Below are 23,691 nucleotides of genomic sequence, written 5' to 3'. Positions count from 1 at the left end.
GAGATGCCTATACTAGAGGTAAATAATATCGAGACATTTTATGGTGGAATTCAAGCATTAAAAGGAATTAATGTTCATGTAAACGAAGGTGAAATCGTTACCCTAATAGGAAGTAATGGCGCTGGGAAATCTACCACATTGAAATCAATAAGTGGACTGGCAAAGGTAAAGACAGGTTCCATCCTTTTTAAAGGAAAAGAAACAATGAATAAACCGGTTCACGAAACAACCTTACTCGGTATGGCACATGTACCAGAAGGAAGAAAAATTTTTTCTACTTTGACGGTAAAAGAAAATCTATTAATGGGTGCTTTCTCTGTAAATAATAAGCAGTTAATAGAAGAAAGAATGGAAATCGTGTTTGGTCATTTTCCAATCCTTAAGAAAAGACTCGAGCAAAAAGGCGGAACAATGAGCGGCGGAGAACAACAAATGCTTGCTATTGGACGAGCTTTAATGATGGAGCCAGAATTATTAATGCTGGATGAACCATCGATGGGACTCGCTCCAATAATTGTGGAACAAATTTTTGACATCATTAAAAAGTTAAATGAAGACGGGATTACCATTCTATTAGTGGAACAAAATGCGTATCAAGCATTAAATATCGCACATCGTGGTTATGTTATACGAAATGGCGAAATTGTACTAAGTGGAAAAGGTTCCGAGCTCATTGAAAATAGCGAAATTCGAGATGCGTATTTGGCATAACTCTCCCCTGCCTCTTGTACAGTAGACAAACTAGTAGTGAGCTTGTCTACTGTCTTTTGCTAAGGTCGAGTTCAATCTATTAATAACAAGCTTAAAGCACACATATACTTTTATATTTGGAGTCTTCAATGACGAGGAGGAAGTACATGGAAGTTCATGTAAGACGTGGTGATTCCCTCTATTACTATAGCCAATTATTTATAATTCCGTTGCAATTAATTATTCATTCGAATCGTAATGTTAATGCACAAAAATTGTCAGTTGGTCAACTCATTCAAATTCCTGGATTTGTTACGGTCACTTATCAAATAACACCAGGTGACACCCTATGGAGATTGGCTGGTAGTCGTGGACTTCCTTTAGATGCCATTTTACTTCTAAACCCCAATCTGAATCCGAACTTTTTGCAAATTGGGCAGACGATTCAGCTTCCACTAAGAGTGGACTGGCGAATTGTTAGCGGGAAACAAGATTATGATTACGATACGATGATATTCGATATTAGACGGTTACAGGCTATCTATCCATTTTTGCGAGTTTCTTCTATAGGCAATACTGTTTTAGGTAAGGATATCCCGGAAATAGAAATTGGAAATGGAGAAAAACGAGTGCATTACAATGCCTCCTTTCATGCTAACGAATGGATTACAACTCCAATCCTTTTAACCTTTTTAAATGATTATTTACTGTCCTTAACGAATCAACGTCCAATCCGCGGACTCGCTACTTCTCCGCTGTATATTCAAACAACTCTTTCCATTGTTCCGATGGTTAATCCGGATGGTGTGGACTTGGTATTAAACGGTCCTCCTATTGAAGAGCCTTCTAGAAGCAATGTGATTGAATGGAATAATGACAGCTTAGACTTTTCAGGATGGAAAGCAAATATTCGCGGAGTAGATCTGAATGATCAATTTCCAGCTGAGTGGGAACGGGAACGGGAACGAAATCCTAAAACACCCGGTCCAAGAGATTATGGTGGTGAAAGTCCTTTATCCGAACCAGAAGCGATTGCGATGGCCGATTTAACAAGAAATAAGGATTTTGCAAGAGTATTAGCTTTTCATACACAAGGAAGAGTTATTTATTGGGGATTCGAAAACCTCGAACCACCGGAGACCGAAGCGATGGTCACTGAATTTAGTAGAGTTAGCGGATACGAACCCGTTCAAACAATCGAAAGCTACGCCGGTTATAAAGACTGGTTTATACAAGACTGGCGAAGACCCGGTTTTACGGTGGAACTTGGATCAGGAACAAATCCACTACCACTTACCCAGTTTAATGAAATCTATGAAGAGGCGTTGGGGATATTCTTAGCGGGGTTATATTTATAAATATTTATATAAAAAACAGCTGCTTTCGGATTCTCCTAATCCTTTAGCGGCTGTTTCTTTTTGCGTTTTGTATTTGGTTTTTACACCCGTTACCATTTTCTAATGTCTAAAGCTTATATCCGTAAAAATATTTATTTCCTTTACCCCATTCTTTGGTTGAAAATCCATCTATATAGTCGATAAAACTTTTATAATTGCTATTAGTAATGTTTGTATTATATTCCCAAGGTACTTTTTCACCAGACCAAATGGATAATAAGAATGGTATAAACTCCATTCTTAATGGCTCTTGCTTATTTGCTGCAATTATCACTCTTTGTAATAATTTTTTGGCTAAGTCTCCAGGAAAAGCTAAGTTTTGTTGAAAGTAATAACTTTCCGTATCATTCTCATGAAAATATTTAATATAAAATTCGCCTATTTCATCCAGGGTTGCCTCTTCCCCCAATTGCTCTTCAAAATCAAGAAAAAAATCAAGAGAATCTCTTATAATAAGAGCGGTATCACTAACTTCCTCCCACTCTTCCAGCAATGCCAATAAGTAAGGAATTACATGAAGAGAAAGTGATATAATAGCCGCTGATGCAAAGGTATTTACCGTTTCTTCTTTTCCGTCACTAAGAAACCGAAGATTATTTGAATCCTTAAAATCATCATGAGTTGCGATAGATAAAAATACTCTAATACATAAATTCAAAACAGCGTCATCTTTCGTCTGATTCATTAACTGAATCAATAAGGTTTTTTGAGTAAAATCCCCTATTTTATATAACTCTATTAAGTTAAATAAAACTTCTTTTTCTGTAACAGCATTTAACATGTTTTCTTTAATTTCAGATTGGGATAGCGTTGATATTTCTCCAAACCATTTACTTTTCATGAGATTTTCTGTTCCATTCATGCTTCCACCTACTTTCAATCCTTTGGCTGTACTCCGATATTATCCTGCTCAAAAAACGTTAAGATTCTCATGGTTATAATTTATGAACTTTTAAATCACATTTATCTTCCGCCGCAATATTCATCGCAGTATGTATTACTTCAAAAAATGTTTTTCCTTCAGTTGTTGCAAAATAATTCGCTAGACTTGTTACTTTCGGATTTATTTTATTCCCCCAAGGAGCTTTTTGTAATAAGTTTTTTATATCCCATATTACTAGATTGCTAGATTGCTAGAGTGTTTTGATAATTTCCGCTCAACCTCAATTAAATTAGCTTTTGCTACAGAAACATCATTCCAATTTAGTTTGTTATTATATAAATTATCAACAAAGGGGATCTTGTTCCCCATCCTTCTTTTTCTAAATGATAGGAGATAGTAGAAAAAAAGGAATATACAAAGTCCCTATGCCCTAGTTCATAGTAAAAACAATCTACCAATATTCCAACTGCCATCTAATATTGTTTACAAGTTTTCTATATAAACATCTGAATTAGTTTTCAGCCCTTTCCTCAAAACCTTCATTAACATATCTATTAAATCTTCGCCCTCACTTGTTATAAAGTAATTAGATAAGTTGCTGATCTCCTTACTAATATTATCCTCCCAAGGTGGTCTTTTAGATAAGTCATCAATATCCCATATTACTTGAGATGGATTATAGTTTTTTAGCTTATTTTTAATTATTTCTAATTCATTTATTGCAATATCAATATTCTTATTCTCAAGTTTCCCGCTGTAGAGTTCATTTAATAAGAAGGGATACTCAGTTCCCCATCCATTTTCCTCTAAATGATAACTTATTGTAGAGAAAAAAGAATGTAAGAAATCGCCACATCCGACTTGATACCAGTAATATTTCACTTTAAATCCCACAGCCATTCTTCTCACCACTGTTTTAGATTTTTATAATAATGAATCTGACAATATTTTTTCAAGCATTCCTTGAAACTATTAAACTCAACCATTTCTCGTCCTGACGGATTATCCAACTCAATATATTGCTCTCCTGGACTTCATTTCCCTCCGAATATTTCCAAAACAGTTCTTGCTATCAGTTTATTCTCCGTCGTAATTGTAATAGTGGACCTCCTAAATGAAATAGTTCTCTAGCTTTCTTGTTGCGCAGAAACTATTAATCTTCATTTTTCAATACACGGATTTTATACTCACTTAATTGGGGATTAATAACTGCAAAAAAGTTCGAACAACTTTCTGGAGTTTCATATTTAAACCTTACATCAATAACGTAATATTTAAATGTTACACCTGGATAGATATCTGCATATTGTTTCATTTCAATAAAGCCTAAATACGCATTAATTTTATCTTGTAATAGAGTTAGATGCTTTATTTCATTTTCCCAGTCCAAATGGTCTGCAAGCATTAACTTCAAGCCCTTCCCGTCTTTACTTATTCCCAGAGCATCTATTTTATCTGTTTCTATTATAGACATATCGATCTCCTCTCTATTCCATTCTAACAATCTCAATATTTGCAGGAAATAAAGGTGTACCTCCTTAACTATTTTGAAAAGCTGCCTCCGTTTGCTAAATCATCTATTCGAATTATTTGTTAAGAATATGATGAAATACCAACCGAAAAATTCACAAAAAATAAGGGGTGCAACGTGAGTGTAAAGGTTCTATTCTCAATTCTTAGGATAAGCCCTATCTCCACCTCCAATTAATTTCATCATTCGGATAAACAGCCGGTATGTATATTCCCTTTTTTCTATTTTCATCATCAACAATGAACCAATTGCTATCATCTAACCATTCTGGACTAAAACAAGCTTCATCAAAGTCATTTTCTTCATTAATAATTGCAGTAAAAAAACTCTGGAATTTCTTCATATTTTTTGAAGGGCTAATCTCAGCATATATCCACGTTCCTTCAACATTCATATTACGGATCACTCCTAAAAACTCGTTTAATAAGTATAGTTCCAAATTATCTCTCCTAAAGTGAAACCTTCACCATTTATGTTCAACCCAAGCACCATGATTTACACTATCCCATCGAATAGTCTTTCGTCATCTGAACTAACTATTAATATAAATTCTTACGCCTATTAACCGAGCATTTAACACATTATGGTCGTACGACGACATTGTCTCTCCACCCCCGCCATAAAAAATCATAATAAACGAATAGCTGAATTTCATAAAAAACACCAAATTGAAATACAACGTGGTGTAAATTGCCATAGGTGAACATTCTACTCCACCTCTTGTAAGCGATCGACAGTTATAATATTCCATTCTTTAACCAGAAGGTAAAGATAAAAATTATAACTTTCAAAAAATAATTCCTACGAAGTAATATGCAAAATTAAAATAATGACTCTTAACCTATCATTCAAGTAAATAAATAGTTATTAAGATAGGTAGGAAATTATATTATGAATTATTACAGATCAATAATTAATTACACGACAAATACCCTCAAGTGCATAACACTGAGGGCTTTAATTTTGCATACTTACTGTTACTTGTGAAATCAGAATTATATTAACTTCTAATCTTCTTGAGAATACCACTAGGCATTTTGAATTTAAATTTTTTCTTTATATTTTCTGATGTTATTGCTTTTCTTAATGCTGTATAACCCTTCCCAAATAGTTCACTGTTTTTTACAATATCAATAATCACTGTCTCTAATAAAGCAATACTACCTACAACAATAAGTATAATAAATGCAATCATATCGTAAATACCATCAAATGAATTCGGTTTATAAGAAATAAAATTAAGTTTGATATAATAAAAAATAACACCAGAAATAAAAGAAAAGACGGGAATATACTTTATTAAACTATAAGCGAATTTTCTGCCCAAATAATAAGTAATACCAGCTATAAAAATCATGATGATTAAACAAATGAGAATACCAATCTTAAAGCTCATTTCTTCACCTCTTTCATTTTAACAGTATATTCATATTCCCTGTTTAATATACAAATAAGACACAATTCAGAATCGTTTCCGAATTGCGTCTTATACAGGGAATGTATTTTATTTAAAATGCTGGAATTGCCGTTTCCTCATAATTTTCTTCTAAAAATTTGCGTACTTCTGGACTTGTCATCGCTTCGGCTAATTTTTGAATCGGCTCCCAGTCCTTGTTGTCTTCTCGTGCAATTAACGTAATCGCAAAATCATTTTCTGTTCCTTCTGTAAGGAGTGCATCACTTTTTGGCGTCAATCCTAGTGGTGCCGCATATGCAGGCGTCATGACTACTGCATCTGCATCATCGTACATTCTCGCTAACATTAACAAATCTACCTCTTCAAACTTCAAGTTTTTAGGATTATCCATAATATCCGCAAGCGTATAATATGTATCTGTTTTTTCTTTTAATGTAATGACATCATGTTGTGCTAACAAAGTCAAAGAACGATCAATATTCGAAATGTCATTTGCGATTGCTACAACAGCACCTTCTGGCAGTTCATCCATTGAATCATATTCCTTCGCGTATACACCGTAATTTGCAAAATAAATTGGTACAATCGGAACTAGTTCCGCATTATTGTTGGCATTGAATTGCTCCATATATGGGACATGTTGAAAGAAGTTTGCATCTACTTCATTTGCTGCTAGTGCAGTATTTGGTTGCACATTATCACCTAATACAACCATTTCTAGATTAATCCCTTCTTCAGCAAGTTTTGGTTTTACTAGCTCCAGAATTTCTGTCATCGGTGGTATTAAGGAAGCTACTTTCAGTGTCACTTCTTCATTGGCATTATTTTGCGGGTTTTCATTTGTCGCCTCTTTATCTTCTTTCCCACAACCAGCCAAAATAAGTAGTAGAGTGGTGATTAAAACGAGTATTTTTTTCATAACTATTTTCCTCCATTTATCTTTTATCTATTTTTCTTGATACAGTAGTTCCGATAAACTGAATGAGCTGCACAAGGATGACCATAATAATGATCATATACATCATTAAGTCTGTTTTAAATTGTTGATAGCCATACCGTATTGCGAAGTCTCCTATTCCGCCGCCTCCTACCACGCCCATTATAGTCGAATAGGAAATAAAACTAATGATAGAAGTTGTCAAACCTAGAACGAGACCAGACCGAGCCTCTACATAAAGGAATTTATAAATTATTTCTTTTACAGACGCACCCATTGAAATCGCTGCTTCCAGTACCCCTTTTGGCACGTCCAGTAAAGATTGTTCGACCAATCGAGAATAATGCGCAATAGCTATTATCGCTAATGGAATGGTAGCTGCCGCTGTGCCAATCGCAGTCCCAATGATAAATCTTGTGAATGGGATTAAAAACACAACTAACAATAGGAAAGGAAAAGACCGTATTATATTTACCAATAAATTCAAGGATGAGAAAATCACTTTATTCTCTAGTATTTGTCCCTTCCTACAAAGGAAAAGTAATGTTCCAACTGGGAGTCCCAATATAATCGCAGCTAAAATAGAAACACCAACCATTACAAAAGTTTCTCCAATAGACGACCAAATTTCGGCTTCATATTGAACTAATATTTCAGGCATGCTCCATCCCTCCATCCTTTGTCAGTTGTTCCACAAAGTACTTTGGATTATTGTCTGTACCTAGCATCCTTGTTGGTTCAATTGAGATTGTGTCATATATTTCTCCATCCGCCATTACCGTTACACGATTACATATACTCTTAATCACGTCCATTTCATGACTTACGAGAACAATGGTCACACCAAAACGTTTGTTCACTTTTTCTAATACATCTAATATTTCCGAGGTTGTATGAGGATCAAGTGAAGAGGTTGGTTCATCACATAACAAAACCTGCGGGTTATTCGCTAGTGCCCTTGCAATTGCGACACGCTGCTTTTGGCCACCACTTAATTGCGCTGGATATTTGGAAATAAAATTTTCTAGCCCAACAAATTGAAGACATTCCATTACGCGATTTCGAAGATCTTTTTTCGGAAACTTTGCCAGTTCTAAAGACACGGCTACATTTTCAAAAACGGTTTTATTTGCCACTAGATTAAAATGTTGAAAGATCATTCCAATCGATTTTCGTGCTTCTCGTAGATGTTTGTTTGTCAAATTAGTTAAGACTTGACCATTTACTTCCACTTCTCCTTCATCGGGAGTTTCCAGCAAATTCATTAGTCGCAGTATGGTGGACTTTCCCGCTCCACTTGCTCCGATAATTCCATAAATTTCTCCTTTATTGATCTTCAGAGTCACGGAGTTAACAGCCCGAAAATGTGCAAAATTTTTCGTTACCTTATGTAATTTAATCATAAAAAAATCCCCTTTCTATTATTTGAAGGGCGATTGCGACGTTACTTATTATAGCTTAAAATATTGAGGCTGTCATGGTTGTTGTTCCCTGTATGATGGACAATTTAGACATTACTTCATCTAAATTGTCCGGTACACAAGGTAAGTATTTAATACAATAACTGGTCAATCCATTCTTGCACCTTTAATCCTTCTTCAAACGAAACGATGAATGATTCTTGACCGTTTACTGTTTGATGACATGCATCTAACAGACTATTGGGTTGGAGCTCCGTGTTGATCCGAAAAGCTTCTTGATCTTTTTCACTAACCCAAAGTTCTGACCAATTTCGGATAGTCATTACTTTCTTTGTTCCGAAAACTTTAAACTCGAGACGTTCCTCCTGCCCGATTCCTGACAAACCATTTAGAACAATTGGTATTCCATTTTCTGTTTTAGCTAATGCAGATACACCCGTCTCACACAGCTCTACCTCTGCCGGATAAGTCGTCGTATGAGAAGTAATTGTAAAGCTTCCGAAAAGATGATACATAAGTTGAACATAATGTGGAAATATCTCTCTTATAAAACCACCTTGTTCCCTTGTACCAATCCAAGGATTTTGTTGCCATTTTCTCGGCCAGTTTGGTAAGTATGTATGTAATTCAATACGAACGATATCACCGAGTTCTTCTGCAGCCAATGCATTCTTGAGACTATGTACAACCGGACTATACATTAACGGAAAATGCATTGCTGTTTGAACTTTTGTCTCTGCTGCTACTTTTACCATCCGTATACCATCCAACACATCATGAGCGAGTGGCTTTTCTGAAAGAATATTTAATCCGTGTGCTGCTATTTGTTCTGTTAGCGGCGCGTGACTGACAGGTGGAGTACCCACATAAACCCAATCTGGACGTGTTTGTAAAAGAGCTTCTAACGATTCTGCAACCGAAAGCTGATACTTAGTGGAGATTTCTTCTAGCCTTATTTTATTTTCATCAAATACCGATACAATTTCGCAATTAGGATGAGCTAAAATTTGATTGATAATACGTTCTCCCACAACTCCTGTGCCGATTATTGCAAATGTCGTTTTCGTCATTTTTTGCACTCCTTAAACATTCTATTTTTCAAGCTATGTAACTAGTTAATCATAATCATCTGTAGAATGAAAGATTATTCATTCCCTGATAAAAATACGCGTAACCATTCATTTTTCGGAAATACTAACAGGCAAAGGAGTGAATAAAATGGCAAACAGAAATAAAATATTAGTTCCCTCTGCTCGAGAAGAATTAGACAAACTTAAAGCACGAGTGATGAAAGAACAAGGCTATGCTGTAAATATGGACAAACCGAATGATGTTAAATATGAAATTGCAGAAGAACTAAGTATTCCATTAAAAAAGGGATATAACGGCAAGCTTACATCTGAACAGGCTGGCAAAATCGGCGGACCAATTGGCGGTAGCATGGTAAAAGAAATGATTAGAATGGCACAAGAGCAGATGTTGAAAAAATAATTGACCTCATTATTCACAAAGTGAAAACACATAATTTATTTAGGTTGGGGGATTCTAAAGTTGAAACGGAAAAGGAAAAAACATTGTTAAACTACAGATTGGAGGATTTACACAGATGACAAAAAGTCAACAAAACCTGAGTCCTAGTGCTGCCTTTGCCCGTTTCATGTTGGGCTCTGTCCTAACCGCTTATGGTACGGTTAGAATGTTACGTGAACCAAAGAGCAGAAGCGGAAAAATGCTTGTTCTATTTGGTTCCATGAAAGTAGCGGAAGGTGCCACTAAATTTTGCCCTACTAAAGCGATGAGTAATGTGATGGACAAAATGATGAGTGAGAACACTTCGCAAGCATCTTCTACAGGTACCAGTGCATCTATGAGTAGTGGATCAGGGTCTCAACAAAATGCTTCCAGTAACAGTTCGGGTCAAATGGGTGGAAACCTTATGCAGATGGTTGGTAGTCTTGCTCAAAAGCTAACCGGTGCAAGTGCGACTCAACAAATGGCTAGCGGAACAAACGCTCAAACTATTGGCAACATTGCTCAAACGGTAGCACCTAAAGTTGGTCAATTCGTGACCGATGTAGCATCCACCATGGCGGGATCACAAAACGCTGCTGGAGGAAATAGCAACGGAAAACAAGCTACTGCGACAAGCGGAGCATCGAGCAAAGCAACAACTTCTAATGCGAATGCGAATACCCAGAATGCTACAAACGGATCCGCAAACGGGAACAAAAATGCTTCTGCAAATGCAGACAATACGAAAACGGCTTCGGCTACAAACAGCACGAAGAAGCAAACCACCTCAACAAATAGCAAAAGCACACAAAAAACTGACACTGCAACAGTTGATGCTTCTGTAATTAACGCTACGTCCAAATCAGCTGCCAATAACTCAAATATCCCCAATATTCTTCAGTAAGCAAAAACATGTCACCGTAATTGCGGTGGCATGTTTTTTATCCTTAGAATAACAAGGAAGCCCCTTCTATCGATATTAGCTATACTACTGAAAAAAATTAACTTAATCAGAGGTAAATGACTGAAAATACTAAATCATTTTTCTAGTAAGTGTATTCTTAAAAACCTTAAGCTATAATTATTAGTTGAAGGGGGAAAAAATATGATTAAACAATCCATTATTGAAAATGTGTTAGAAGCCGCACTCTCGAATGGCGGTGATTTTTCAGAAGTGTTCATTGAAGATAAATATGTAAACAGATTGGAATTACAAAGCGGAAAGATAGAAAAAAGTATATCCGGTCGAGATTTTGGTATTGGTATCCGTATTTTTTCAGGTTTGCAAAGCATTTATACTTACACGACCGATTTTACAGAAGAAGGCTTGTTACGAGCTGCGAAACGAGCTGCGCATGCTATTAAAAATGGAACAAATGGAACTATCCATCCGCTTCGAAAAGAAATGGTCCTTCCTATTCATCAAATTGGACAAATGCCAAAAAATGTAGAGCATGCTCGAAAAGTAGCCGTTCTGAGAAAGGCAAATGAGATTGCTAGAAATTATGATGAACGAATCCGACAAGTCGGACTACGTTATATCGACGAAGAACAGCATGTGCTAATAGCCAATTCAGAAGGCAAATTTGTGGAAGATACTCGTGTCCATAGTAGGCTATCCATACAAGCGACCGCTTCTGACGGTGTGGAAATGCAAACTGGATTTTATGGACCGGGAGCGCATGCAGGATTTGAATTTATTGAGAATTTAAATTTGGAACATTATGCAGGTGAAGCTGCACGTATTGCTATAACAATGCTTGGTGCGGATGAATGTCCAAGTGGTAAATTCCCTGTCATTATTGATAATGAATTTGGCGGCGTTATTTTTCATGAAGCATGTGGACACGGACTGGAAGCCACTTCTGTCGCCAAAAATAATTCTGTTTTCGCAAATCGAATAGGCGAAAAAGTTGCACCTGATATTGTGACATATATCGATGACGGTACTCTACCAAATGAATGGGGTTCCTTAAATATCGATGATGAAGGCGAAAAAACACGCAAGAATGTCTTAATAGAAAATGGGATTTTAAAAGGTTATCTGATCGATAAATTTAATGCCCGTCGTATGAATGCAGAAGCAACAGGATCTTCTCGACGTGAGTCTTACCGATTCAATCCAACTTCTCGTATGACAAATACGTATATTGCTCCGGGGACGTCGACACCAGAAGAAATTATTGCATCGACTGAAAATGGCCTATATGCAAAATATATGGGTGGTGGTTCTGTTAATCCAGCTACAGGCGATTATAATTTCGCTGTTTCGGAGGCTTACCTCGTGAAAAACGGAAAAATTGACCGACCTGTTCGAGGTGCAACCCTTATTGGAAATGGGGCAAAAACATTGCAGCTTGTAGATAAGGTCGGCAATAACTTAGCCCATGGAGCAGGAATGTGCGGCTCTATAAGTGGGAGCTTACCAGTTAATGTCGGGCAGCCCATGATCCGTATCAGTGAAATTACAGTCGGTGGGACAAAGGGGGAATAAAACATGCAAATCACTGAGTTTCAAGAAGAACTACTAAGTAAGGCAATAGATGCTGGTTTCCAGGAAGCGGAAGTGTATTATGAGCGTTCGGAATCATTCCAATGTATGATTTTTGAAGGAGAAATTGATAGCTACGAAACGTCTGAAGAAGGCGGTCTTGGACTTAGAGGTCTTTACAACGGAAAAATGGGCTATGCCTATACGGAAAAAATCGATGAAGATTCCATCCCTTTTTTAATTGAAAGTGCAAAAGCAAATGCAAATGTCCTTGATGAAGATGATGGTTCGGATATTTTCGGTGGGAGTAAAGATTATGCTAATCATACGTTTTTTAGCGAAGAGCTTGCAAATATTCAAGTCCCAGAAAAGATTGAACTCATTAAATCTATTGAAAAGAAAGTGCTCGCATACGATCCACGGATTGTAACGCTCAATTACTGCGTTCTACAAGATTTTTCTGGTGACCGTATACTAGCTAATAGTAAAGGCCTTTCATTGAAAGAAACAAAGAATGGTATAGTTATCTTCATTTCCGCGGTTGTCAAAGATGGTGAAGAAATGAAAACAGGTAGTTTTATTAAGTTAACTCGTGATTTCGGTTCTCTCGATGCCGATAAAATTGCAAAAGAAGCAGCAGAAGAAGCATTGTCTTATCTCGGTGAACAGTCCATTCCAACTAGAAGGTACCCGATTATTATGCGACATGATGCAGCAGCGTCGTTACTTGCGACATTTACACCCATTTTCTCAGCTGAAAATACACAAAAGGATCAGTCGCTTTTGAAAGGCAAAGTCGGGAAAAAGGTCGCGTCGGATATCTTTACCTTGCTGGATGATCCCTTCCACCCTGACGCCGTTGCGGGATCTAATTTCGATGGTGAAGGTGTTGCAACTAAAACAAGAAGCATCGTTTCAAACGGGACTCTTGAAACATTACTTCATAACCGAAAAACGGCAAAAATCGATGGTGTAGAGACAACAGGTCATGCACATAAAACATCTTATAAAAGCACACTTACTATAGCACCACTAAATATGTTCATTGCACCAGGTGAAAAAAGTCAGGATGACCTAATTGCTTCTTTAGATAACGGGGTCCTCATTACGAACCTGGCCGGACTTCATTCCGGAACAAATACGATTTCCGGAGATTTTTCGGTTGCGGCTACGGGCTTTCATATAAAAGACGGAAAGATTTCCTCTCCCGTTAAACAGATGACGATTGCTGGTAACTTCTTCGACCTTATAAATGATATTGAAGAGATTGGATCCGATTTACATTTCCGTCCAGGCGGTTACGGTTCTCCTTCATTACGAGTAAAAGAACTCTCCGTTACAGTCGATTAAGTAAAATACGGGACACCCTCCACTTTCGAGGATGTCCCGTATTTTAAAGAATAGATCGACTTTTTCTAAAAACTCTTACCGTATCAAAGATAGATTCACTTTAATTATCAAAATCCTGCTCCAGCCGTTTCACGAATTCTTCAGCTGCACTATAGCCTTGCTGCTTCAAATACCAGTTATTTGCCGCGGCTTCTATTAAACCAGCAACATCTCGACCTGGCTGTAATTGGATTTGGATATGTGGAATTTGTACACCCATATATTCCGTAAATTTCATTGCTAATTCAAGCTCGTTATTGAGTGTATTGTCCTCCCATTTGGTTAACTCGATATCTAGTGCAATTCTTGTTTCATCTTGAAATGCGGCTCTTCCGTATAACCGCACGACATTTAATAAGCCAATACTTCGTAAAGCAAGAAATTCTTTGTTTTTTTCATTATGCGAGCCTAGCAATGTTTGGGGGCTCAGCTTTTTCAAAACGACAATATCATCTGCTACTAAACGATGTCCGCGCCCGATTAAAATATGGGCAGTTTCGCTTTTTCCGACACCTGATTTACCGCGCAACAAAATCCCGATTCCAGCTACATTCACACAAACACCGTGGATTGCGATTTCTTCTGCCATTGCTTTTACCACATAAGCATCTAACTTTGCGCTTACCTCACTTGTTGAGTCCTGGGTACGCAATACTGGAATCTTTTTTTCCACGCAATATTGGATTAATCCAAGTGGCTCATCTTGATTGGATGTGATGATAATACATGGTGGATCATATTGAACAATGTTACCGATACGTAATTTGCACTCTTGATCTGAAAGGGTATGTAAATAATTTATTTCATTTTTCCCTAAGATTTGGACATGCTCAGTCGCAATAAAATCAAATTTATCCATAAATTCTAGTCCAGGTCGACGAACTTTCGATTTTTTCAGTACACGATGTAACTGATCCTGCCCTGTTAACACATCAAATGAAAATGTACGGACGATATTTTCAACTGTTATGATTTTCATATTATCTCTCTCGCCTTCTAAATTCCCCGTTAAATATTAGTAATAATACCTTATTAAAGTATACTTCACAAGTGTACAAAACATGAATATTAAACAAGTGCTTACTTAGAAGAGAAAGAGGGTATACCATTGTATACTATCCGAATGGAGGAGATCTTAAGTGTATTTAGATACATTAGTGAAACTTACAGTCGGACTTGCCGCATTAATGATTGTTATCCGCCTTCTTGGTAAAAAAGAGCTTGCTCAACTGACACCGTACGATTTTATATACACACTCGTGCTTGGTGGAATACTAGAAGAAAGTTTATTTGACGAGAAAATAAAAATCACTCATTTTCTGTTTGCAATCGCTTTGTGGGCAGTCCTTATATTTCTTATTGAAAAAGCAGCCAAACAATGGAACCCTGTTCGGATACTACTAAAAGGAGAACCCGTTCAGCTGATAAGTAATGGTGAGTTAGACATGAAGAAATTTAATAAGCATAATCTCGAAATGGAACAGCTTCGTTCTGCGCTAAGAAAACAAGGTGTCTTCTCTCTTCGTGAAGTACGCGATCTGTTTCTGGAGCCCGGAGGAGATATAACGATTAATAAATATGCGGATTATGAAGCAGTAAAAAATGGAGATATCCAAACAGATGCAAGCGATCAGGAACCGACTTCACTATTGATCGATGAAGGGGAAGTAAAAGATGATATATTAACTTCAGTCGGAAAAGATCGTACATGGTTAATAACCAATCTATCTGAGCAAGGGTATACAAATCTTAAAAACATCGCTTATTGCGATTGGTCCGAAACAGAAGGATTTTTTGTAAGGCTTTATGAATAGAGGCTATCAAACAATTAAGTTTGATAGCCCATTTTCTTCCCTAACTTTATTAAGCTTGCCCATTTTCAATAATCTCTACAAATTTTTTGGACGCTTGAGATAAGGATACACTCTTTAAAAAACATACCCCAACACTTCTCTTTGGTATTTCTTCTACTAAAGGCACTTCATATAATAACCCTTTTTTTATATATTCTTGTGAGAATTCCTTTGTAACACATGCAATACCTAAATTTATTTTAGCGAATTCTAATAACAAATCATGAGAGCCTAATTCAAACTCAGGAGCTATCTTTATCCCTTTAGAAAATATATAATCCTCTACGTACTTTCTAGAAATCGAACTGGGCTCCAATAATATGAGTGGAAGTTTCACCACTTCTTCTAGGTTTGTTGGCTGAGAGAATAGATTTTTATATTTTTCACCACAAACAAATACATCGTGTATATCCATACATGGAATTTGTTCTAATGTTGGATCATCGATTGGAAAATTACAAATCGCAATATCAATTACACCTGATTTTAGCATCGAACAAAGCTCTAGTGTTGTACCGTTCTCAATCTTGAATTTTATATTCGGATACTTCATATGAAAGGCTTCTAAATAGGGAAGTAAATAATATCGCGAGATCGTATCTCCTACCCCTATTGTCAATTGCCCAGCTGTTAAATGCTTAAATTCAAGCATCTTCTCTTCCCCAACATCGATTAAATTCAAAGCTGAGCTCACATACTCAAAAAGTAGGCTTCCTTCATTTGTTAAAGAAACCCCTCTTGGTGTTCTATTAAAAAGACGGATGTCTAACTCTCTTTCTAGCTGCATGATCGACTGGCTAACAGCCGGTTGTGTCATATAAAGTTCCTTTGCAGCCTTTGAAAAACTTTTACTAAGGGCAACCCTCCAAAACACTTTGTATAAATCTAATTTACTTACCATATAAGCACCTCTTATACCAGCTATTTGATATATTCATTTTACTTATACCATTAATAACCTGTATAGTACAAGTAGGTACGATTTTAAAATAAATTTTTTGTGCTTATTAAGGAGCGATCATTTTGGAAAGAGTTGTAGGAACAGTTGTAAGAGGACTTCGTTGCCCTATCATCAATCAAGGAGATAACATCGAAGAAATCGTTGTAGATAGCGTATTAAAAGCTGCAGAGGTAGAAGGATTTACAATTCAAGACAAAGATATCGTTACGTTAACAGAATCCATCGTTGCACGTGCGCAAGGAAATTATGCAACGATTGAACATATCGCAAAAGATGTGGAAGCAAAATTTGGAGAGGAAACTGTTGGCGTTATCTTCCCTATATTAAGTCGTAATCGCTTTGCAAACATTCTTCGCGGTATAGCAAAAGGTGCTAAAAAAGTTGTATTAATGCTAAGCTATCCATCGGACGAAGTTGGCAATCACTTAGTAGACATTGATTTACTTGACGAAAAAGGAGTAAATCCTTGGACAGATGTTCTAACAGAAAAACAATTCCGTGATCATTTTGGCTATATTAAACATACGTTTACTGGAGTCGATTATATTGAGTACTATAAATCATTAATCGAAGAATTTGGTGTGGAATGTGAAGTAATTTTCTCTAATAATGCAAAAACTATTTTAGATTACACGAAAAATGTTCTTACTTGTGATATCCATACAAGATTTAGAACGAAAAGAATTTTGAAAGCAAATGGCGGAGAGAAAATTTACGGCCTGGATGATATCTTATCTACATCTATTGATGGTAGTGGATTTAATGAGGCATATGGTCTCCTTGGATCAAACAAATCAACAGAAGATAGCGTGAAACTTTTCCCACGTAATTGTCAGCCTCTTGTTGATAAAATACAACAGATGCTAAACGAAAAAACAGGTAAAAATGTAGAGGTTATGGTATACGGAGATGGAGCTTTCAAAGACCCAGTCGGTAAGATTTGGGAACTTGCAGATCCAGTTGTATCTCCTGCTTATACAGCCGGACTTGATGGCACACCAAATGAAGTGAAGTTAAAATACCTTGCGGATAATAACTTTGCTGATTTAAGAGGCGAAGAACTGAAACAAGCTATTTCAGAGTTTATCACAAATAAAAATGAAGATCTTGTCGGTGCAATGGAAGCACAAGGGACAACTCCGAGAAAACTGACAGATCTAATCGGCTCTTTATCTGATTTAACTTCTGGAAGTGGCGACAAAGGAACACCAATTATCTTCATTCAAGGTTATTTTGATAACTATACAAAATAAAACATACTGCTTATAAGATGAGATATTCGACAAGTTAATTGTCGGATATCTCATTTTTTAATCCTAGAACAATAAAACTGACCCTTAAGTTTTGTCCTAAACTGACGCTTTTACAAGTGCCATAATTTTGATAAAGTTATCGACAAATACATAAAGAAAGACAGGTATAAAATTATGAACTCAATTAATAGTTATTCGAGAACGAATACGACCGATTTAATCATCACTTCGATGTTAATTGCGCTCGTGTTTGTTGCAACAGTTCTTCTAAATATTAAACTACCTATCTCAGCAAACGGCGGTTTAGTTCATCTTGGTACAGCTATGCTCTTTATCGCTTCTATTTTATTTGGTCCTAAAAAAGGGGCAATTGCCGGAGCTGTTGGTATGGGGTTATTCGATTTAATGATGGGATGGACTTTGTGGGCGCCATTCACAATTGTTGCTCGAGGTCTACAAGGATATATTGTTGGAAAAATTGCTTGGTCAAATGGTCGTAAAGGAAACAGTTATGTCTTCAATCTAGTTGGAACAATCTGTTCAGTTCCTGTTATGTTAGCTGTGTATTATATTTGTGAACGGGTTATATTTGGTAGCTGGATTATTCCATTAGCTTCTATTCCCGGCAATCTCGTTCAGATTGTTGTAGGTATGGTTATAGCTCTTCCAGTTTGTGTTGTGTTGAAAAAAGTGCCTATTTTTAAATAATCATTTTAAAATCCCTCTTCAAAATAGGAAGAGGGATTTACCTATTGTATTAACCATAAAATTCTTTGATTGCTTCTAATTGAAGTAACCAAAGACTTTTACCGCCGTAGTCTATCGGAAAATGACTAGAATAATCACACCAAATCGCTTGGACGCTGCTTTAAAGGCATTATTGTAATAAATTCTGTGCTTTCCGCAAGCTTACTTTGAACCGTTATACTTCCGTCATGCATATCTACTATTCTTTTCACTATGGAAAGCCCTAAGCCGCTCCCTCCATTTACCGCTGTTCTCGATTTATCCGATTTAAAAAATCGTTCAAAAACATGCTTCTGATCTTCTTCTGTCATTCCTATTCCATTGTCTTTGACAGAAATAATCGCTGTTTCGTTTTGTTTCCTCATATGAATGCGAATGGTTCCTCCATTTGGCGTAAACTTAATACTATTATTAAGTAAATTCATCCATACCTGATTCATCAAGTCTTCATCCGCTACTATAGTCACTTCATCTAGCTGTATATCCATTTCAATATTTTTACTTAACCAGCTTGGCTCACAAGCTAACACAACGCTTTTCAATTGTTTATCTAGCCTATATGATTTCGGTTCGAATGGATGATGCTGCGATTCTAATGACGTTAGTTTCAATAAATTATCACTAATCTTTGATAATCTACTACTTTCCATTTCGATGATTGTTAAATAATGAAGTCGTTTTTCATCGGTCATATCAATATTTTTCAACGCTTTCGCAAAACCATTAATAGATGTTAACGGAGACTGAATTTCATGCGAAACATTGGAAATAAATTCTTGGCGCATCTTCTCCATCTCTCCTAGTTCAACCGCCATATTATTTATCCCACTAATGAGCTGGCCAAACTGATCACGTTCATTTGCTTTAAAATCTAATTTTACATTAAAATCACCAGTGGCCATTTGTCGCAAAGCCCCTACAATCGAATCCCAATAAACCCGCTGTCTTTTAGAACCGAACAGAAAAGTAATGATGGCTGTACACCAAAAGAAAATTATTACCCCTATTACAGTGATGAGTTGCTGCCAGTACCCTTGAGGATACTTTCCAATCCAATCATAAAGAAAAGAGGTTAAATGAAAAGAAAAGAACGAAAAAACAGTAGTAGCGACAAGAAATATTACAATCACCGCTAGAATTTTCCCAATGAACTTCCAATCCTTCATACTTCTAGCTCCAATCGATAACCCAGGCCGCGAATCGTGCGTATCGTAAATCCACTTTCTTCTTCCGGGAATCTTTCACGGAGCCTTTTAATATGCACATCTACGGTTCGCTCATCCCCTTCATAATCGAATCCCCAGATTTCTTCTATTAATTGCTCACGTGAAAATGTTTTTCCAGGGTAACTTGCTAATGTAAATAAAAGCTCAAATTCCTTTAATCGCAGCGTAATATTTTCATCCAAATACACTAGCTCATACGTATTGCGATTCATCTGAAGATGGCCAACTTCAACTGTTTGTGATAAAGAAATACGGTAACGCTTTAAAATGGATTTTACCCGTACGATTAACTCCGCTGGTTCAAAAGGTTTCACCATGTAATCATCTGTACCAAGATTAAATCCTTTTACTTTTTGAGTCGTTTCTCCTTTTGCCGTCAGCATAAGAATCGGTAAATCCTCCTGATACATTCGTATTTCCTTACACAACTCCCATCCGTCCATGTTCGGCATCATAATATCCATAATAACCATATCAATCTTTTCCGACTCAAGCTTGGACAGTGCATCCACACCATCCACCGCTTCTAGTACGCTAAATCCCTCATTTTGCAAAAACACTTTTATCAGCTCTCTAATATGTTCCTCATCATCTACAACTAATAGCTTTGTCATAGCAACAAATCCCTTCGCACTTATTCCTCAATTCGCAATTGTTGTTTGGCAAACTCTCGGTACATGGCATGTGTTTGAAATAGTGTATCATGTGTACCACTTCCCGTAATATGCCCTTTTTCCATAAATAAGATATTATCCGCATCCACAACCGTAGAAAGACGATGAGCAATTACTAGTGTCGTTCTGCCTTTCATTAAATTATCGAGTGCTTTTTGCACATAAATTTCTGATTTACTATCCAGGCTTGAAGTTGCTTCATCCAGCATTAAAATTTGAGGATCACGTAATAACGCTCTGGCAATTGCAATTCGTTGTCGTTGGCCACCGGAAAGTTTAATCCCTCTTTCCCCTACTTCTGTATCAAATTTATCTGGAAGCGCTTCTATAAATTGATCGGCATATGCCATTTTCGCTACTCTTTCAAGCTCTGCATCATCCACATCCTTTTCAATTCCATAACAAATATTTTCGCGTATTGTCCCAGATAATAGAGCACTTTCCTGTGCAACATATCCAATTTTACTTCTCCAAGAATGTAAGGAAAACATATCAACTGGAGTGTCCCCAAGTTTAATACTTCCTTTTGTCGGTTGATAATACCGCTCTAAAAGAGAAAATGTTGTCGTTTTCCCACCACCACTTGGTCCTACTATAGCCGTTACTTTACCCGGTTCAATCGTAAAATCGATATCCGATAAAATGTTCTCTTCTCCGTATGCAAAGTCTACATGATGCACATGGATTGGTTCATTAACTACTTCTAGCTTCTTACCTGCATGTACATTTTCTTCTTCATGTTCTAGTACTGTACTAATGCGTTCCGTTGCCCCCATTGCTTTTTGAAGCTGCGTAAAGAACATCGTTAACTGTGTCATCGGAATAATTATTTGGATTAAATATAAAATAAACGCGACCATATCACCAGCAGTTAGCTCTCCTGAAGAGACACGTACACCGCCATATCCAATTATTGCAACGAGTACAATCATTAGAACGAAGGAAATTAAAGGACTGATCAGCGCATGTATTTTCGCTTCTTTTAATCCAAATTGAAATAGATTGGTAATCCCTTTTTTTCCTCGCTTATATTCCAAATCCTCTGCATTGGAAGCTTTCACTAAGCGTGTTTCCGGTAAAACTTGATTCAACACAGCAGTAAATTTTGCTGTTTCGTCTTGCATCCCTTTTGAAATTACATACATCCGTTTACCGAGTAGCATTAAAATAACCATCGCAATCGGGACTGCGATCAGCATTACTAATGTCATTTTCCAATCCAAAAATAGTAAAATCGTAACAGAACCGATAATTGCAATAATTCCTGTTAAACAATTCGCAAGATGTTCTGTAATAAGCTCTTTCACAACAAAAGTATCATTGGTCACACGACTTAACGTCTCACCGGTATCGTTCTCGTCATAATAAGGTATCGGTAAATGGAGTAATTTTCTCCATAATCGATCTCTTAAATTGGCGACGACATGATGCCCAACACGATTTAATAAATAAATCGAAAGACCACTTGCGATCGCTTGCGCAACAAATGCAATCACTAACAAAATAATTTGCCAATAGTTTAGAGAATCAATCGAAAATCCGTCTACTAATTGCTTGGTGAATAATGGGACGATAAATCCTACCCCCGTTGTTGCAAAGCTCATACAAAGTGCAATAATTAATAGAAGCTTAGGTGGTTCCGTTTCTTTTATTAATTGAAAAAATTGTCGCCAATTTTTTAATTTGTTTTCACTTTTTTCTTCTTTCATTGTTTTCTTCCTCCTAACAAACTCTTTTACAAAAGTTACTTTAACATCTCTTTATGAACTGAATATGAAATATAAAAAAGAAGAGACATCTTCGTTGCATGATGTCTCTTCTTGTAGTTGTTTTTATTAAAGAATATTACAGTTGAGTTCATATCCTAACGGCAGCCAATGTACTTCCTGTTTCAACAACGAGTGAATGTCTTTTCTTTTTATTTCCCCAATCTTTCTTTTAAGTATAACATAATGAAAGTTTTATAAATCTCCTTCTACAATAGTTCCTACTACTCTTTTAATAATAGGTTTTTAAAAGTACCTCTCGCTTCAAATATTCCATAATAAAATATTAATTGAAATTTATTTTTAAATGTACTTATTTTAAACAGTAATATTATTTAATCCTTCACTTTTTTAAAATATCGATATATCTTGTTTAGTTTTTTAATTTGCTTTCCATTGGCATTTTCCATGTTACCGAATTCAAAAAACTTCACTTTTTTTATTCCAACAAAACTGAATAGGGCCCGTTTCATTAATATTTTATGTGTATTATTTAACCAAACAAATATGTAGTTTGTAGGTCCCTTCATAGTGGATACACATACTACTGATTTTCCTTTTAATAGCTCCTCGGGTATGAGACCCTTCTTATCCCTGTAGGCAAAATTTGCAGCGAATAATTGATCAATATATCCCAGTAGCATCGCTGGAGGTCTACCCCACCAAATCGGATAAATAAAAACTATCTTGTCGGCCCAAGTAATTTGGTTTCTATATTTTTCAAGTTTCGGATCACAGTACATGTCACGTCTACGTTTATGCTCATTAAATTTGAGAAGTGGATCAAAGCCCTCTTCATACAAATCTAATAACTGTAACTCTTTTATATTAGGATTTTCATTACTACCTTCCATTACTTTCTGTAAGAATGCATAATTTAAACTTTTATGATTGGGATATGTGTAAATCACAAGGGTATTCATCATTACACTCCTTTTACTTATCATTTGATAAGTAAATGATAGCACGATTTTTTTAGTTGTCAATTGATAATTGTTTTTAGATAACCTTTTTGTTATGTTAGCATTACGAGGTGAAAATTATGGACAAAAAAATTCTTTTTAATAAATGTATAACATTATTAACTTCTGTACATCGTGTGACCCATGAGTTAACACAAAACGCCAAATCGGAGTCCATCACACCAGTTCAATATAAAATTCTTGAATATATAACCGTTAGTCAGCCTGTTACTCCTAGCGATATTAGCGATTGTCAGCATATGTCTATGTCTAATACAAGTCGTGAGTTGAAAAAGTTAAGTGAAAAAAACTTAATCGAAAAAATAAGTGATACGGAAGATCGTCGAAAACAATATATTTGTCTTTCAAAAGATGGGGAGGCGCTGATGAATGAAGCCTTTGCAAAAGTTGAGTTACGTTTTCTAGATCGAATACGAAATGCTTCCAAAGAAGATTTACAAGAAATTGATCGAGCTCTCGATATACTTCAAACAAAATTATTTTATTAACCGAATATAAAAAAGTCCATCAGAAATCGATGGACTTTTTCTTTGTTTATAAGATTCGTTTTTCTATCACTA

At 36.2% G+C, this 23,691-nt stretch carries 26 protein-coding genes and 1 pseudogene; 10 read left to right on the top strand and 17 right to left on the bottom strand.

Annotated features, from left to right (window positions below; all coding sequences use genetic code 11):
- Positions 1-3: 3 nt before the first annotated feature.
- Together ACIP9W_RS16145 and ACIP9W_RS16140 are read left to right on the top strand one after the other, a co-directional pair.
- Positions 4-711, top strand: a complete 708-nt coding sequence (locus ACIP9W_RS16145) for an ABC transporter ATP-binding protein (RefSeq protein WP_400791406.1) — start codon at positions 4-6, stop codon at positions 709-711.
- 146 nt (positions 712-857) lie between these two features.
- Positions 858-2,048, top strand: coding sequence for a M14 family metallopeptidase (locus ACIP9W_RS16140; RefSeq protein ID WP_400791403.1), 1,191 nt, complete (start codon positions 858-860; stop codon positions 2,046-2,048).
- Positions 2,049-2,154: 106 nt separating this feature from the next.
- On the opposite strand, the gene imm47 is transcribed toward ACIP9W_RS16140, so the two are convergent.
- From imm47 to ACIP9W_RS16085, 11 genes and pseudogenes are all read right to left on the bottom strand, one after another.
- Entirely contained in the window at positions 2,155-2,949 is a 795-nt protein-coding gene (gene imm47, locus ACIP9W_RS16135; protein ID WP_400791400.1) for an Imm47 family immunity protein, read from the bottom strand.
- A gap of 73 nt (positions 2,950-3,022) precedes the next feature.
- On the bottom strand, positions 3,023-3,154 hold the full coding sequence (locus ACIP9W_RS16130) for an Imm70 family immunity protein (RefSeq protein ID WP_400791436.1): 132 nt from the start codon (positions 3,152-3,154) through the stop codon (positions 3,023-3,025).
- A gap of 50 nt (positions 3,155-3,204) precedes the next feature.
- Positions 3,205-3,443, bottom strand: a pseudogene (locus ACIP9W_RS16125) (Imm70 family immunity protein).
- Positions 3,444-3,453: 10 nt separating this feature from the next.
- Positions 3,454-3,870, bottom strand: coding sequence for an immunity 70 family protein (locus ACIP9W_RS16120; RefSeq protein WP_400791397.1), 417 nt, complete (start codon positions 3,868-3,870; stop codon positions 3,454-3,456).
- Between the two features lie 253 nt (positions 3,871-4,123).
- The gene (locus ACIP9W_RS16115; protein ID WP_400791394.1) at positions 4,124-4,444 is read right to left on the bottom strand and encodes a DUF6572 domain-containing protein; all 321 of its coding nucleotides are present in this window, start codon (positions 4,442-4,444) and stop codon (positions 4,124-4,126) included.
- Between the two features lie 214 nt (positions 4,445-4,658).
- Positions 4,659-4,895 (bottom strand): hypothetical protein, encoded by a 237-nt coding sequence (locus tag ACIP9W_RS16110; protein WP_400791391.1) that lies wholly within the window; start codon positions 4,893-4,895, stop codon positions 4,659-4,661.
- A gap of 606 nt (positions 4,896-5,501) precedes the next feature.
- Entirely contained in the window at positions 5,502-5,897 is a 396-nt protein-coding gene (locus ACIP9W_RS16105) for a hypothetical protein (protein ID WP_400791388.1), read from the bottom strand.
- A gap of 112 nt (positions 5,898-6,009) precedes the next feature.
- Positions 6,010-6,837: a MetQ/NlpA family ABC transporter substrate-binding protein gene (locus ACIP9W_RS16100; protein WP_400791385.1), complete on the bottom strand. Its 828-nt coding sequence runs from the start codon at positions 6,835-6,837 to the stop codon at positions 6,010-6,012.
- Positions 6,838-6,853: 16 nt separating this feature from the next.
- Complete coding sequence (locus tag ACIP9W_RS16095; protein WP_400791382.1) at positions 6,854-7,516, bottom strand: methionine ABC transporter permease; 663 nt, start codon at positions 7,514-7,516, stop codon at positions 6,854-6,856.
- A complete protein-coding gene (locus ACIP9W_RS16090; protein WP_400791379.1) occupies positions 7,509-8,258 on the bottom strand; it encodes a methionine ABC transporter ATP-binding protein in 750 nt (249 codons plus the stop codon). The genes ACIP9W_RS16095 and ACIP9W_RS16090 overlap by 8 nt, the downstream gene beginning before the upstream one ends.
- A 149-nt stretch (positions 8,259-8,407) precedes the next feature.
- Complete coding sequence (locus ACIP9W_RS16085; protein WP_400791376.1) at positions 8,408-9,346, bottom strand: Gfo/Idh/MocA family protein; 939 nt, start codon at positions 9,344-9,346, stop codon at positions 8,408-8,410.
- 148 nt (positions 9,347-9,494) lie between these two features.
- Here ACIP9W_RS16085 and ACIP9W_RS16080 point away from each other — a divergent pair, with 148 nt between their 5' ends.
- The 4 genes from ACIP9W_RS16080 (at position 9,495) to ACIP9W_RS16065 (ending at position 13,629) form a co-directional block, all read left to right on the top strand.
- Positions 9,495-9,767, top strand: a complete 273-nt coding sequence (locus ACIP9W_RS16080) for an alpha/beta-type small acid-soluble spore protein (protein ID WP_282245508.1) — start codon at positions 9,495-9,497, stop codon at positions 9,765-9,767.
- A gap of 115 nt (positions 9,768-9,882) precedes the next feature.
- Complete coding sequence (locus ACIP9W_RS16075; RefSeq protein ID WP_400791373.1) at positions 9,883-10,692, top strand: YgaP family membrane protein; 810 nt, start codon at positions 9,883-9,885, stop codon at positions 10,690-10,692.
- Between the two features lie 201 nt (positions 10,693-10,893).
- Positions 10,894-12,282 carry a TldD/PmbA family protein gene (locus ACIP9W_RS16070; RefSeq protein WP_400791370.1) on the top strand — a complete coding sequence of 463 codons (1,389 nt, stop codon included), beginning with the start codon at positions 10,894-10,896 and terminating at the stop codon, positions 12,280-12,282.
- Positions 12,283-12,285: 3 nt separating this feature from the next.
- Positions 12,286-13,629 carry a TldD/PmbA family protein gene (locus tag ACIP9W_RS16065; RefSeq protein WP_400791368.1) on the top strand — a complete coding sequence of 448 codons (1,344 nt, stop codon included), beginning with the start codon at positions 12,286-12,288 and terminating at the stop codon, positions 13,627-13,629.
- A gap of 100 nt (positions 13,630-13,729) precedes the next feature.
- On the opposite strand, the gene hprK is transcribed toward ACIP9W_RS16065, so the two are convergent.
- Positions 13,730-14,647 (bottom strand): HPr(Ser) kinase/phosphatase, encoded by a 918-nt coding sequence (hprK, locus tag ACIP9W_RS16060; RefSeq protein ID WP_400791365.1) that lies wholly within the window; start codon positions 14,645-14,647, stop codon positions 13,730-13,732.
- A gap of 160 nt (positions 14,648-14,807) precedes the next feature.
- On the opposite strand from hprK, the gene ACIP9W_RS16055 reads away from it, so the two are divergent.
- Positions 14,808-15,482, top strand: coding sequence for a DUF421 domain-containing protein (locus ACIP9W_RS16055; RefSeq protein ID WP_400791363.1), 675 nt, complete (start codon positions 14,808-14,810; stop codon positions 15,480-15,482).
- Positions 15,483-15,531: 49 nt separating this feature from the next.
- On the opposite strand, the gene ACIP9W_RS16050 is transcribed toward ACIP9W_RS16055, so the two are convergent.
- Positions 15,532-16,422, bottom strand: coding sequence for a LysR family transcriptional regulator (locus tag ACIP9W_RS16050; RefSeq protein WP_400791360.1), 891 nt, complete (start codon positions 16,420-16,422; stop codon positions 15,532-15,534).
- Positions 16,423-16,544: 122 nt separating this feature from the next.
- Between ACIP9W_RS16050 and ACIP9W_RS16045 the strand changes: the two genes are divergently transcribed.
- Both ACIP9W_RS16045 and ACIP9W_RS16040 read left to right on the top strand, forming a co-directional pair.
- The gene (locus ACIP9W_RS16045) at positions 16,545-17,735 is read left to right on the top strand and encodes a coenzyme F420-0:L-glutamate ligase (protein ID WP_400791357.1); all 1,191 of its coding nucleotides are present in this window, start codon (positions 16,545-16,547) and stop codon (positions 17,733-17,735) included.
- A 174-nt stretch (positions 17,736-17,909) separates the two neighbouring features.
- The gene (locus tag ACIP9W_RS16040; RefSeq protein ID WP_282245529.1) at positions 17,910-18,443 is read left to right on the top strand and encodes an ECF transporter S component; all 534 of its coding nucleotides are present in this window, start codon (positions 17,910-17,912) and stop codon (positions 18,441-18,443) included.
- A gap of 134 nt (positions 18,444-18,577) precedes the next feature.
- Here ACIP9W_RS16040 and ACIP9W_RS16035 read toward each other — a convergent pair whose 3' ends face one another.
- From ACIP9W_RS16035 to ACIP9W_RS16020, 4 genes are all read right to left on the bottom strand, one after another.
- Complete coding sequence (locus ACIP9W_RS16035) at positions 18,578-19,648, bottom strand: sensor histidine kinase (RefSeq protein WP_400791354.1); 1,071 nt, start codon at positions 19,646-19,648, stop codon at positions 18,578-18,580.
- The gene (locus ACIP9W_RS16030; protein WP_400791351.1) at positions 19,645-20,322 is read right to left on the bottom strand and encodes a response regulator transcription factor; all 678 of its coding nucleotides are present in this window, start codon (positions 20,320-20,322) and stop codon (positions 19,645-19,647) included. The genes ACIP9W_RS16035 and ACIP9W_RS16030 overlap by 4 nt, the downstream gene beginning before the upstream one ends.
- Positions 20,323-20,342: 20 nt before the next feature.
- Complete coding sequence (locus tag ACIP9W_RS16025) at positions 20,343-22,091, bottom strand: ABC transporter ATP-binding protein (RefSeq protein WP_400791349.1); 1,749 nt, start codon at positions 22,089-22,091, stop codon at positions 20,343-20,345.
- 392 nt (positions 22,092-22,483) lie between these two features.
- Positions 22,484-23,071 (bottom strand): NAD(P)H-dependent oxidoreductase, encoded by a 588-nt coding sequence (locus ACIP9W_RS16020; RefSeq protein WP_400791433.1) that lies wholly within the window; start codon positions 23,069-23,071, stop codon positions 22,484-22,486.
- 119 nt (positions 23,072-23,190) lie between these two features.
- Here ACIP9W_RS16020 and ACIP9W_RS16015 point away from each other — a divergent pair, with 119 nt between their 5' ends.
- Positions 23,191-23,619: a MarR family winged helix-turn-helix transcriptional regulator gene (locus ACIP9W_RS16015; RefSeq protein WP_400791347.1), complete on the top strand. Its 429-nt coding sequence runs from the start codon at positions 23,191-23,193 to the stop codon at positions 23,617-23,619.
- Positions 23,620-23,691 lie beyond the last annotated feature (72 nt).

This window comes from Psychrobacillus sp. NPDC093180 (assembly GCF_044754065.1).
Taxonomy (GTDB): Bacteria; Bacillota; Bacilli; order Bacillales_A; family Planococcaceae; genus Psychrobacillus.
The sequence above is the reverse complement of the archived record's forward strand: the minus strand, read 5'-3'. Positions and strand labels throughout refer to the sequence as shown.